The 13,759-nt window shown below is 69.9% G+C and carries 4 protein-coding genes; all 4 read left to right on the top strand.

The window, feature by feature from the left end; translation table 11 throughout:
* Positions 1-31 precede the first annotated feature (31 nt).
* The 4 genes from AAFL97_RS23805 to AAFL97_RS23790 all read left to right on the top strand — a co-directional run bounded on the left by AAFL97_RS23805 (position 32) and on the right by AAFL97_RS23790 (position 13,717).
* Positions 32-2,113 carry a methyl-accepting chemotaxis protein gene (locus AAFL97_RS23805; RefSeq protein ID WP_341647052.1) on the top strand — a complete coding sequence of 694 codons (2,082 nt, stop codon included), beginning with the start codon at positions 32-34 and terminating at the stop codon, positions 2,111-2,113.
* A 21-nt stretch (positions 2,114-2,134) separates the two neighbouring features.
* On the top strand, positions 2,135-6,601 hold the full coding sequence (locus AAFL97_RS23800) for an Hpt domain-containing protein (RefSeq protein WP_341647051.1): 4,467 nt from the start codon (positions 2,135-2,137) through the stop codon (positions 6,599-6,601).
* Positions 6,493-7,785 (top strand): hybrid sensor histidine kinase/response regulator, encoded by a 1,293-nt coding sequence (locus tag AAFL97_RS23795; protein WP_341647230.1) that lies wholly within the window; start codon positions 6,493-6,495, stop codon positions 7,783-7,785. The genes AAFL97_RS23800 and AAFL97_RS23795 overlap by 109 nt, the downstream gene beginning before the upstream one ends.
* A 211-nt stretch (positions 7,786-7,996) precedes the next feature.
* Entirely contained in the window at positions 7,997-13,717 is a 5,721-nt protein-coding gene (locus AAFL97_RS23790) for a DUF7379 domain-containing protein (protein ID WP_341647050.1), read from the top strand.
* Positions 13,718-13,759 lie beyond the last annotated feature (42 nt).

Raw genomic sequence — 13,759 nt, 5'->3', positions numbered from 1 at the left:
CTTACCCCACGCACATGGTGGAGCACGCAACATGGCATTGAAACTATTCGGCAAGAAAACGGCCTCCGCCGACAACGACAGCGCGACCATCATGGAATCGCCGCCGGCCCGCAAGGCGGAGCCGCCGCCGGCCGGCACGGCGGGGATGCGCAACTACGGCATCCTGTTCGGCATCTTCGCCCTCGCCACCGCCGGCCTGGTGGTCTTCCAGCAGCGCGAATCGGCCAACGCCACGCTGCAGATCAGCGCCTCGAGCGAAATCCAGATGCTGTCGCAGCGTATCGCCAAATCGGCCCAGCTCGCGCTGCGCGGCGACAACGCCGCCTTCGCCGAACTCGGCAGCAGCCGCGACCGCTTCGCCACGCTGCTGCAGGCGCTCGAACAGGGCGGCGCTGTGGACGCCTCCAGCATTCCGCCGGTGACGGCCTCGCTCCGGCCGCAGGTCGAAGCGCTGAGCGCCGCCTGGCAGGGCACCGAGCGCAACGCCGCCCAGTTGCTGTCGCAGCGCCAGAGCCTGATCGCGCTCGGCAGCGCCGTCGCCACCATCACCCGGGACGACGCCGCGCTGCTGGAGCAGAGCGAAAGGATCGCTCGCCAGCTCGGCGCCGACGGCGCCGCGGCAGGGCCGGCCAGCCGCAGCATGATGCTGAGCCAGCGCATCGCCAAGAACGCCAACGCCCTGCTGGTGGGCGACAGCATCGAGCCGGAAGTCGCCTTCGTCCTCGGCCGCGACATCGAAACCCTGCGCAGCGAGATCGACGCGCTCACGCAGATCGCCGGCGACAGCGAACTGCGCGACAGCGTCGCCGCGCTCGCCGCCGCGGCCACGCCCACGTTCGAAGCCGCCGGCGAGATCCTCGGCAACATCCAGAAATCCGTGCAGGCCAAACAGGCCGGCAGCCGCATCTTCGGCGACTCGGTGCCGCTGCTCGCCCGCAGCACCGAACTGACCGAGGGCCTCAAGCAGGCCCACGGCGGCCTCGGCCTGCTCCACGCCCTGATCGCCGCCAGCGCGCTCGCCAGCGTGCTGGCCCTGCTGGCGATGGCCCGCGCCTACCGCAGCGACATGGCCCGGCGCCGCGCCGCCACCGAGCAGCAGCGCCAGGACGCCGAGAACGAGCGCAACCTCACCCAGCAGGCCATCCTGCGGCTGATGAACGAAATGGGCGACCTCGCCGACGGCGACCTCACCGTGCGCGCCACCGTCACCGAGGACATCACCGGCGCCATCGCCGACTCGGTCAACTACACCGTCGAAGAACTGTCGGTGCTGGTCGGCCGCATCAACGACGCCGCCACCCGCGTGACCACCGCCACCGAAGCCGCTCAGCGCACCTCGCGCGAACTGCTCGACGCCACCGAACGCCAGTCGCGCGAAATCGAGGAAGCGGGCGCCACGGTGCAGCGCATGGCGCAATCGATGACCGACTCGTCCGAACGCGCACTGCAGTCCGCGCAGGTGGCGAGGCGCTCGCTGGACGCCGCGCGCAAGGGCGCGAATGCGGTGGAGAACACCATCCGCGGCATGAACGGCATCCGCGGCCAGATCCAGGAAACCTCGAAGCGCATCAAGCGCCTGGGCGAATCCTCGCAGGAGATCGGCGAAATCGTCGAACTGATTTCGGACATCACCGAGCAGACCAACGTGCTCGCGCTCAACGCCGCCATCCAGGCCGCCTCGGCCGGCGAGGCGGGCCGGGGCTTCACCGTCGTCGCGGAAGAAGTGCAGCGCCTGGCCGAGCGCTCGGCGGAAGCGACCAAGCAGATCGCCGCGATCGTCAAGACCATCCAGACCGACACTCAGGACGCGGTCGGCGCGATGGAGAACGCCACCCGCGACGTCGTCGCCGGCACCCAGCTGTCCGACGCCGCCGGCCAGGCGCTGTCCGAGATCGACCAGGTCTCGCTCGAAGCCGCCCGCCTGATCGAACGCATCTCGACCGACACCCAGGAACAGGCCGCCACCGCCAGCCGCGTCGCCGAGACGATGAAGAACATCCTCACCGTCACCGAGCAGACCACCTTCGGCACCCAGCAGACCGCGGTGTCGATCGGCCAGCTCGCCGACCTCGCCGTCGAACTGAAGGGCTCGGTCTCGGGCTTCAAGGTCTGAACCCCGCCCGGAACGCCAGCCATGACACACGCCACCGAGACGGATCTGGGGCCGCTGACCTGGGTCAAGGGAGAGATCGACACGGCACTGCAGCGCGCCGCCGACGCCCTGGCCGAAGCCGGTGCTGCCGAGGACGCCGCCGCCCGCCTGCAGTTCGCCCAGACGCATCTGCACCAGGTCCGCGGTGCGCTGTCCATCATCGGCCTCGACGGCCCGACCCAGTTCGCCGACGGCACCGAGCAGTTTCTCGGCCAGATGTCGCGCGGCGAGTGCCCGATCGATGCCGAGCGCCTGTCGCTGGCCTCGCGCGCCGTCGCCAGCCTCGGCAACTACCTCGAGGAAATCGCCCACGGCGCCCCCGACCAGGCGCTCAGGCTGGCCCCGCTGTACGAGGAGATCGCCGCCGTCCGCGGCCTGCCGCTGCCCTGCGCCGCCGACCTGTTCCACCCCGACCTGTCACGCCGCCCCCCGCGGCGGGAAAAGGCGCCGCCCGCGCTCGATGCCACCGTCGCCCAGGCCGCGCTGCGCCATGCGCGCTCGCGCTTCGAACGCGGCCTGCTCGAATGGCTGCGCGGCGACGCCCGCAAGGGCGCACAGGTGATGCGCGACGCCATCGCCACCGTCGAGGTCCTGCAGCCGACGCCGGCCCAGCGCAGCCTGTGGTGGGCCGCGCTGGCCTTCTACGACGGCCTGATCGACCGCAGCCAGCCGATCGACACGCCGCTCAAGCGCCTGTGCGCCCAGATCGATGCACAGTTCCGCCGCCTGCTCGGCGGCACGCCGACCGTACCCGACCGCCTGCTGCGCGACATCCTCTACCGCGTCGCGACGATGCCGGCGAACACCGCCCAGCAACAGGCGGTGCGGACCTGCTGGCAGCTCGACGCCCTGCTGCCGCCGGATGGCGCCGCCGTCAGCGACATTCCGCTCGGCCCGCTGCTCCGGACCCTGCGGCAATCGCTGGACGGCGTACGTGCGCAGTGGGATGAATTCTGCGGCGGCACCGCCATCGCCCTGGCCACGTTCGACGACAAGCTGGCCGCGCTCGCCCGCGCCGCGCAGCCGCTCGGGCGCCCGGCCACGCAAGGCCTGCTCGACGGCCTGCAGCAAACGGCGCAATGGCTGCGCCGCGACCCGCTGCAGCACTCCGATGCGCTGGCGCTCGAAGTCGCCACCGCGCTGCTGCTGCTCGAAACCGATTTCGGCGAGCACATCCCGGACACCGGCCTGGCCGCGCAGATGGACCAGCGCCTGGCACGGCTGCAAACCCTGCAGCGCGGCGAAACGCCAGCCGCCGACCTTGCCGTCACCGGCCTCAGCGGCGCCCGCGAGACCCAGGAGAAGCAGGCGCTCGCCCAGCTCTGCCACGAGATGCGCGCCAGCCTCGCCCAGGTCGAGCAGACGCTGGACGACTATTTCCGCAACCAGGCCAGGCACGAGCCGCTCGCCCAGCTTCACCAGCCGCTGCAGCAGATCGTCGGCGCCCTGAGCCTGCTCGGCGAAACCCGCGCGCTCGAACTGGTGCGCGACGCCGGCACCCGCATCGCCCACCTCGCCAAGGCCCCGGCCGAAGCCGACCGCAGCGCCTTCGAAACTCTGGCCCATCAGTTGTCGGCACTCGGCTTCTATCTCGAAGCCCTGCCGCTCGGCACCGCCAGGCTGGACGAACTGCTCGACCCCGAACATCGGCGCACGCCCGCTTCAGGTCCGGAAACGGACACGACAGAGGACGCGGTGGCGCCCGGAGCACAGCCGACCCCAGCGGCCGAGGCGCCGGCTTCGGCGGCCGGCGCAGCGCAGCCCGACGGCAGCGGCCTGCCCGCTCCATCGCTTGCTTCGCCCGCGCAGGAGGCAGCCGAAGCGATCCCCGCCGGCGAAGCGCAGCCGCCGGCAGTTGCCGGAGCCGCCGCCGACACCGCGCTGGACGAGGCCTCGCTCGAAGAACTGGAAGCACTGGTGCCGCCCGAACCCGCGCCGCTCGAGGCCGCGGCGGCCCCCGCCATCCCGCCCCCCTCGCTGCCCGGCAGCGACGCCGAGATCGATGCGGAACTGCTGTGCATCTTCATCGAGGAAGCGACCGAAGTCCTCGCCACCATCGGCGAGCAGCTCGAACTCGCCCGCAGCGAGCCGCAGCAGCTCGAACACCTGACCACGATCCGGCGCGGCTTCCACACGCTCAAGGGCAGCGGCCGCATGGTCGGGCTGAACGCCCTGGGCGAAACCGCCTGGGGCATGGAGCAGACGCTGAACCGCTGGCTGCAGCTCGACTGGCCGCTGACGCCCGCCGTGCTGCACCTCATCGATGCGGCACACCAGGTGTTCTCGGCCTGGGTCGAAGTGCTCCGCGACGGCAGCGGCGCCATCCCGGACACCCAGGCCCTGCTCGCCGAGGCCGAGCGCCTGCGCAACGGCGAGACGGCGATCGTCGAACCTGCGGCCATCGACGCGCCCCGGCCCGACGGCCTTGCCGCAGCCGAAGACGGACCCGAATTTCCCGCCCTCGACCTGTCGGCTGACGGCGAAATCCTGCCGCTGCCGGCGGCAGGCGCGGCCGAAGCCGAAGCCGAAGCCGAAGCCGAAGCCGAAGCCGAAGCCGAAGCCGAAGCCGAAGCCGAAGCCGAAGCCGAAGCCGAAGCCGAAGCCGAAGCCGAAGCCGAAGCCGAAGCCGAAGCCGAAGCCGAAGCCGAAGCCGGCAGCGATGATGCTGTGCCGGATGCCGCCCCGGCAATGGCGATCGCAGCGTCCGCAGCCGGCCTGCCGGAGGCCGATGCCGCGGAAGCCCTCGATCTTCCGCCGCCGCAGGATACGGCGCCGCTCGAAGCCACCATCGCGCCCTCTGCGACCGAGGCCGAGCCCCAGCCTGCCGCCGAAGACCGCGACGACGCGCCGCTGCCTGCGGCCGATGTCGTCCGCATCGGCGACGTCGACATCTCGCCCGCCCTGTTCGCGCTCTACCAGGCCGAAGCGCTGCAGCACATCGGCACGCTGGAGCAGGAAGTCGCCCAGCTTTCGCGGCACCCGGAGGAATCGCCGAGCGAGGCCGCGCTGCGCGCCGCCCACACCCTGGCCGGCATCTCGGGCACGGCACAACTGCCGCCCCCGCGGGAACTGGCGCGCGCACTCGAAAGTGCGCTCGGCCGCCTGCGCGATCAGGGCAGGGCGACGGCCGACGACGAACTGGCCCTGCTCCGCGACGCCGCCGGCACGCTGCGGCTGATGCTGGCCGAGATCGGCATGCAGCTCATGCCAGCCCGCGCGGAAACCCTGGCGATCGAGCTGGAGGCATGCGGCTACGCCCGCAGCGTGCCGCAAACCGGCGATGCCGCCGGGCCAGCAGCCGAACCGGTTCCGGCATCGGCCCCGGCAGCCGACGCCCGCAGCGCGGCAGCCAGCCTGCTGCCGCCGCCGCAGGACGAACTCGACCCGCAACTGCTGCCGATCTTCCTAGAGGAAGCCGCCGAGCTGTTCGGCACGCTGCATGCCGCGCTGCGCGACTGGCAGGCCGTCCCCGGTGCCGCGCAGCCGCCCGCGACCATCGCCCGCCTGCTGCATTCGCTGAAAGGCAGCGCGCGCATGGCCGGCGCGATGACGCTCGGCAGCCATCTGCACGAGCTCGAATCCCGCCTCGAAGACGGCCTGGCCGACAAGAGCGATCCCCGGACACTGGCCGACGATCTGGTCCTCGGCCTCGATGCCGCCGAACAGATGATCGACGGCATCGCCGGCCTGCAGGCCGAGGCACCGGCGCAGCCGGCGGTGGACATCCCGACCGCCGCGACCACAGCGGCTGCGCCTGCGCCCGCCCCCGCTGCCGAAGCCGAACCGATCGCCGCGGCGACGCTGCGCGTGCGGGCGGAACAGGTCGACCGCTTCGTCAACCAGGCCGGCGAAATCGGCATCGCGCGCACCCGCATCGAAGGCGAGCTGCGCACGCTGCGCCGTTCGCTGCACGATCTCACCGAGAACGTCATCCGCCTGCGCAACCAGCTGCGCGAAGTCGAGATCCAGGCCGAAGTGCAGATGCAGTCGCGCATCGCCCAGGCCGAATCGCAGCACGGCGAATTCGATCCGCTGGAAATGGACCGCTACACGCGCCTGCAGGAACTGACGCGGATGATGGCCGAGAGCGTCAACGACGTAACGACCGTGCAGCAGACCCTGCTGCAAGACCTCGACGGCGCCGACCTCGCGCTCGGCAGCCAGGCGCGCACCGCCCGCGAACTGCAGCAAGGCCTGATGCGCGTGCGCATGCTGCCTTCGACAGCCTCGCCGACCGCCTCTACCGCGTCGTGCGCCAGAGCGCGAAGGAGCTCGGCAAGCGCGCCAGGCTCGACATCCGCGGCGGCCGCATCGAGATCGACCGCAGCGTGCTGGAACAGATGGCGGCACCGCTCGAACACCTGCTGCGCAACGCCGTCGCCCACGGCATCGAGGCGCCGCAGCAACGCCACGACGCCGGCAAGCCCGAGACAGGCCAGATCGTGCTGAGCGCGACCCAGGAAGGCAACGAGATCGCCATCGAACTCAGCGACGACGGCCGCGGCCTCGACTTCGAGCGCATCGCCGAGCGCGCCCGCGCCGGCGGCCTGATCGGCGCCGACGAACATCCCGACGCCAGGCGCCTGACCAACCTGATCTTCCTGTCCGGCTTCAGCACCGCCCGGCAGGTGTCGGAAGTCTCCGGCCGCGGCGTCGGCATGGACGTGGTCAAGTCGCAGACCGCCGCGGTCGGCGGCCGCATCGACGTCAGCAGCCAGGCCGGCCGGGGCACCAGCGTCCGCATCCACCTGCCGCTGACGCTGGCGGTGACGCAGGCCCTGCTGGTGCAGGCCTGCGGCCGCAGCTGGGCAATCCCGTCGAACCTGGTGGCGCAGGCCATGGAGCTCAAGCCCGACGCCTTGCGCCGCGTGCAGGCCGAGCACGGCACCGACTGGCAGGGCGAGCGCTACGCCTACCGCTACCTGCCGCGCCTGCTCGGCGATCGCGACTCCCGGCCGGAAGAGCAGCGCTACAACTGGCTGCTGCTGCTGCGCGCCGGCGCCCTGACGCTGGCGCTGCATGTCGACAGCCTGCAGGGCAACCAGGAAATCGTCGTCAAGAACGCCGGCCCGCAGCTCGCCCGCATCGTCGGCATGGCCGGCGCCACGATCCTCGCCGACGGCGAGATCGCGCTGATCCTGAACCCGGTGGCGCTCGCCAGCCGCAGCCTGGGCAGCGACGCAGGGGACGGCGAAGAGGACAACGGGAGCGAATCGGGCATCCGGGCCGGAACCCCGTCGACGCTGCTGCGCCAGCCCACGGTGATGGTGGTCGACGACTCGCTGACGGTACGCCGCGTCACCGGCCGCCTGCTGGAACGCGAAGGCTATCGCGTGATCACCGCCAAGGACGGCGTCGATGCGCTGGAGCAACTGGTCGACATCCTGCCCGACGTCGTGCTGTCGGACATCGAAATGCCGCGCATGGACGGCTTCGACCTGGTCCGCAACCTCCGCGCCGACGAACGCACCCGCGCGCTGCCGGTGATCATGATCACCTCCCGCCTGGCCGACAAGCACCGCCGCTACGCCGAGGAGATCGGTGCCAACCACTACCTGGGCAAGCCCTACCAGGAAGAGGAACTGCTGGCGCTGCTGGCAGGCTATACCCGGGCCCGGGCCGAAACCGCCTGAGCTTTCATGCGCTCCGCCCGGCGACGCCGGGCGGAGCATGCCGCCATCCCCACGACATTCCCTGCCGCGCCCGAAGGATCGTGAAGCGAATTCACGAGGACCTGCTATTCTCGAATCGGGTGGCGCTCGATGAACACCGTCATGCGGCGTGCCCCACGTTCGCACCTGTCTCCGGGTAGCGCTCTCCTCCCCACCACGAGGATTTTCCATCATGTCCGACGCCAGCCCCCGCGAGATCACCTTCCTGATTCCGGGCCAGCGCCCGGCATCCCGCAGCGGCGACATCGCCCCCGCCTCCACCTCGTCGGACCTGCCCGGCAGCCGCAAGGATTTCATTCAACTGGCCACCCGCCGCGACGGCGGGCCGATGCTGCGCACCAGCGCAACGGTCGGCGAAGACGTGGTGGTGCTGCACATCGAGGGCGGGCCGGAACTGGTGCTGCACCCGGAGGCGGCACGCGACCTGCTGCTGGCACAGGCCGACGCGCAAGCACTGAAGCGCGGCGCGAAGGGAGAGCTGCAGTATCCCGACGAAGTACCGGTACCGGCCGAGCTGCAGTGGCGCGGACTGGAGAAGGCGGCGGTTTCGCGCGGCCCCGGCTTTCTGGGCAAGGTGCTGCTGAAGACCGTGGAGATCATCACCAATGTGCTCGGCGACCGCGAGCCTGCCAAGCGAGCTGCCGCAGCCATCGCGCGGCAGATCGACAGCGGCGTCACGCCCGGCGTTTACCAATTGAAGGCCAAGCAGCTCGGCAAGCTCAAGAACGACAGGCGGCTGAGCAGCATCTCCTTATCGGCGCCGGACAAGCCCGTGCTGGTGCTGCTGCACGGCACTTTCGTCGACACCGCCAGCACCTTCGGCAAGCTGTGGGAGCATCACCCGGCCCGGGTGGGCGAGCTGTTCACCCACTACGCCGACCAGGTCTATGCGCTGGACCACGCGACGCTGGGCGAAGGCCCGATCGGCAACGCCCTGCAACTGGTCCAGGCACTGCCCAAGGGCGTGCCGGTCAAGCTGCACCTGGTCTCGCATTCGCGCGGCGGCCTGGTGGCCGAAGTGCTGGCGCGCATGGCAGCCACGCGTGAGCTCACCGACGCGGACCGTGCGATCTTCGAGGACGAGAAGCACCGCGACCAGCTCCAGCAACTGCAGGCCCTGGCCAAGGCACTGGGCGAACGCGAGGTGACGGTCGAGCGCGTGGTGCGCGTGGCCTGCCCGGCCCGCGGCACGCTGCTGGCATCGCGCCGGCTGGACGCCTACCTGTCGATCGTGCGCTGGTCCTTGAAGCTGGCCGGCATACCGGTGCTACCGGCACTGACGGATTTCCTGGCTGCCGTCGCACGCGAGCGCTTCGACCCGGAGACGCTGCCCGGCCTGTACGCGATGACGCCGGACAATCCGCTGGTCCAGTGGCTCAACAATGCCCAGGCGCTGGTTCCGGGCAAGCTGCGCGTGGTGGCCGGCGACATCGAGGGCGATTCGGTGCTGAGCTGGCTCAAGACCCTGCTGGCTGATGCCTTCTACTGGACCGACAACGACATCGTGGTCCAGACCAGCTCGATGTACGGTGGCTCGCCGCGCAACGAGGGCGCGAGCTACATGCTCGACAAGAGCGCGGACGCCACCCATTTCAACTATTTCCGCAACAAGCTCACGGCCGACGCCATCGTCGATGGGCTGCTGCGCGACGCGCCTGCGGGCTTCGCGCCGATCGGCCCGCTGTCGTGGAAGGGCGAAAGCGCGGACGGGCGCCGCGCCGCAATGCGCAGCCAGTCCGTGCCGATGCCGGAGCGGCCGGCGGTGTTCCTGCTGCCGGGCATCCTGGGCAGCCACATCCAGGTCGATGGCAAGCGCGTCTGGCTGAGCTGGCGCGTGCTCGGCGGCCTGCTGCGGCTGGCCTACGAACCGGGGCAGCACAACATCCGCGACGATGGGCCGCTCGGCAATTTCTACGACGATCTGGTCGAACATCTCGAACAGAGCCACGAGGTGATCCCCTTCGGCTTCGACTGGCGCCGGCCGCTGGAGGAAGAAGCGCGCCGACTCGGCCAGCGCGTCGCCGAGGCGCTGGACGCGCGTGCGGCCAGCGGGCAGCCGGTGCGCTTCGTCGCCCATTCCATGGGCGGGCTGCTGGTGCGCACCATGATGCTGGAGTGCCCGGAAGTCTGGCAGCGCGTGTGCCTGCATGAAGGCGGGCGCCTGCTGATGCTGGGCACGCCGAATGGCGGTTCCTGGGCGCCGATGCAGACGCTGTCCGGCGACGACAACTTCGGCAACCTGCTGGCCAACGTGGGCGCCCCCTTCCGCGATCGCAAGGCGCGCCAGGCCATGGCGGAGTTTCCGGGCTTCCTGCAGCTGCAGGCGGGCCTGACGGACCCCCGGCTGGAACTGTCGAAAGCAGAAACCTGGAAGAAGCTGGCAGACGAAGACCTGCGGCGCGTACGCGAGGCCAGCCTGTGGCACGACGTCGGCCTGCAGCTCGGTGCTTACGAATGGGGCGTGCCGACGAAGGACGTTCTGGATCAGGCCGTCGCGCTGCGGCGGCGCCTGGACGAGCAGCGCGACAGGGACTTGCAGCGCTGGGCCGATCGCCTGCTGCTGGTCGTGGGGCAGTCGCGCTACACCCCCGACGGCTATGAGTGGGCGAACGACGGCCTCGTCTACCTCGATCTCCGCGACGGCGGCGACGGCCGGGTGACGCTGGCATCGGCGAGGCTGCCGCAGGTGCGGACCTGGACGCTGGATGTCGAGCACGGCAAGCTGCCCTCGCACCGCAGGTCTTTCGAGGCCTTCCGCGAACTGCTGGAGAAAGGCGATACCTCACAGCTGAAGCTGCTGACGACCGAGGCCCGGCGCGACGGCAGCCGGGAAGATGCGCTCGAGACCGTATCGCACGTGCGCAGCCGCCCTTCGCGCGGCCGCCTGGCCGGCGAGCGCCCGGCCGATTCGATGGACGTGGTGTTCGCACTGGCGCAGAGGCAGCAGGATGACACCGCCGCACGCCAGGCAGCGCCCGCACTTCGCGTCACGGTGCTCAACGCCAACCTGGCTTTCGTGCGCCAGCCGCTGCTGGTGGGGCACTACACTGCATCGCGGCTGTCCGGCGCCGAAGTGGCGGTGAATGCGCTGGTGGGCGGCGTGATGGAGGATGCGCTGTCGGTCGGCCGCTATCCGCAGACGATCGGGACGGCGCAGATCTTCCTGAACCACGCGGCGCCGCAGCACGATGCCCTGCTGCCCCAGCCCGAGGGGGTGATCGTGGTCGGCCTCGGCGCCGAAGGCAATCTGACCGAGGCGACGCTGGCCGAGTCGGTCTGCCAGGGTGTGCTGGCCTGGGCCGAACGCCAGGCCGAAGCCGACCAGGGGCCTGCCGGCATCGAACTGGCAGCCGTGCTGATCGGCAGCGGCGGCATCGGCATCCAGCCGGGCAACTCGGCACGCGCCATCGCCCATGGCGTGCGCGCCGCCAACAGCCGCATCGCGCAGTTGAACCAGCGCCGCAGGCGCGCGGTCTGGCCGCACATCGCCCATCTGCAGTTGGTCGAGCTCTACCTGGAGCGCGCCGCCGAAGCCTGGCGCGGGCTGCAGGTGCATGCGACGGCGAGGCCGGGCGAGCTCGACATCACGCCGACGGTCGAAACCGGCACCGCATCCCTGCGCCGGCAGGTGGATTCGGCCTACCGCGGAGCTGCATACGACTTCATCTCCATCACCTCGATGGGTGGCCGCACGGAGCGCCAGACCGCTGCCGCGCAGCAAACCGCCGAGCCGCTGGGCAGCACCGACATCCAGTTCCGCCTGGACACGAAGCGGGCACGCACCGAAGTACGGGCACTGAGCTCGCAGCCACGCCTGCTGCAGGAGATGCTGAGCCGGGCCTCGAACGACCACCAGTGCGGGCCGCAGATCGGGCGCACGCTGTTCCAGCTGCTGGTGCCGCTGGAGATCGAACCCTTCCTGGCCGGGCGCAGCCAGATGGTGCTGGAGGTGGACAAGGGCACGGCCGTCGTCCCCTGGGAACTGCTGGACACCGCGCCGGAACGCGGCCGGGAGCACGAGCACATGCCCTGGGGCATCCGCAGCCGGCTGATCCGCAAGCTCAGGACCAGCAGCTACCGTGATGCGGTGCGCGACACCGGCCGTGAAGACCATGTGCTGATCGTCGGCGAACCGAAATGCGATCCGGCGCGCTACGGCCGGCTCGAAGGCGCGCTGAACGAATCCCGTGCCGTCAGCAAGCTGATGAAGAGCCGGCGCGGCGTCGGGCCGGACCATACCTTCGATCTGCTGGGCGGGCATGATGCGACGACGATCATCAATGCGCTGATGTCCCACCCCTACCGGATCGTGCACGTGGCAGGCCATGGCGAGCCCGGCGCCGAAGGCGGCGTGGTGCTGTCCGAAGGCACGGTGCTGGGGCCGCGCGAGATCAGGCAGATGCGTGCGGTGCCGGAACTGGTGTTCGTCAACTGCTGCCATCTGGCGGCACTGCCGGCACAGCAATTCGCCCAGGCGCCGGACCCGTTCAACCGCAGCGACTTCGCCGCCAGCACGGCCGAGGCACTGATCGAAATCGGCGTGCGCTGCGTGGTGGCAGCGGGCTGGGCAGTGGACGACGAGCCGGCCCAGCTGTTTGCGGAAACCTTCTACCAGGCCTTGCTGGACCGCAGGACTTTCATGGAAGCCGTCGGCAATGCACGCGAGGCGACCTGGCGCAGCTATCCCGACAGCAACACCTGGGCGGCTTATCAATGCTACGGCGACCCGGAATGGCGCCTGCGCAGCCCGAACGACGACGATGCCGCGAAACCCGCAGCGATCACGGACGTGCAGAGCGAATACAGCGGCATCGCCTCGGCGACGGGCCTGAAGATCGCGCTGGAGAAGATCGCCACCGATGCCCGATATGGCCAGGGCGACCGCAGCGTGCTGCAGGAACACGTGCGCCACCTTGCTGCACGCTTCGGGGCCGGCTGGGGGCGAAACATCGGTTCGGTGGCCGAGGCGCTCGGCGCCGCGTATATCGAGACAGGGCTCGTCGATGAGGGCATCGAGTGGTATGAGCATGCGCTGACCGTCGAAGACGGCAGCGCCTCGCTGAGGGCTGCCGAACAACTGGCCAACCAACGCGCGCGGCGGGCATGGAAGCGCGTTTCAAAGCTGGATGTCGACGCCGGTGCGCCAAAATCGAAACAGGGCAAAATCCACAAGGAGCTCGACGACAAGCTCGAATCCGCTCGCGACGAGATCACGAGCGCACGGCATGCGCTCGAAACCCTGGTGAAGCTGAAGCCCACGATCGAACGCCATTCATTGAACGGCTCGGCTTGCAAACGCCTTGCCATGGTCGAGCGCAAGGCATGCGGCATCGCGCAGGCGTGGCTGGAAACCGCCGGCAAGGACGAAGCCGCGAACAAGGATGCGCAGCAGCAACTGACTGCTTGCCAGAAGGCTGAGGACAAAGCGCTGGAAGCGATGGCGGCTGCCTACAAGCGTGGCAAGGAACTTGCCCTCGAACAGGGTCACCCGCAGTTCTTCTATCCCGCCATCAACTACATCGCGGCCATGCTGGTATGCCCGCAAAGGCCCGGCAAGACAGGGTTCCCGGCCGAGGATGTGGCGGCCGTGCGCCAGTCGCTGGACGAGCAGCTCGCACGCAAGGCCGATTTCTGGCTGGTGGCCAGCCGCATCGAACTCGACCTGTATCTCGCCATGGCCGAAGGCCGGCTGCAGCAGGCGCTGCCGCAGATCGAAGCGCTGTTCCAGGATCTATACAGCCGCGTGCCCTCGCCCAACGCATGGGCGACGCTATATGACCAGGAGAAATTCGTGATCGAACGTTGGTGCGCCCGGCACGGCGATGCAAAAGGCGACATCGAGGCCGCCGATCGCCTGCTGCAACTGCTGCTGCAACACGCGGAAGGGAGATGAGGAATGCGACGGAAAGGATGAGGCCCATCATCGACGGCGACA

Origin of the sequence: Thauera sp. SDU_THAU2 (assembly GCF_038260575.1) — a bacterium.
GTDB lineage: Bacteria > Pseudomonadota > Gammaproteobacteria > Burkholderiales > Rhodocyclaceae > Thauera.
Note: the sequence above shows the minus strand (reverse complement) of the source record. Positions and strands in the feature narration are given on the sequence as shown.

Coding starts and splice junctions, on each gene's coding strand:
- AAFL97_RS23805 (WP_341647052.1), top strand. CDS start 32: ATGGCATTGAAACTATTCGGCAAGAAAACGGCCTCCGCCGACAACGAC.
- AAFL97_RS23800 (WP_341647051.1), top strand. CDS start 2,135: ATGACACACGCCACCGAGACGGATCTGGGGCCGCTGACCTGGGTCAAG.
- AAFL97_RS23795 (WP_341647230.1), top strand. CDS start 6,493: ATGGCGGCACCGCTCGAACACCTGCTGCGCAACGCCGTCGCCCACGGC.
- AAFL97_RS23790 (WP_341647050.1), top strand. CDS start 7,997: ATGTCCGACGCCAGCCCCCGCGAGATCACCTTCCTGATTCCGGGCCAG.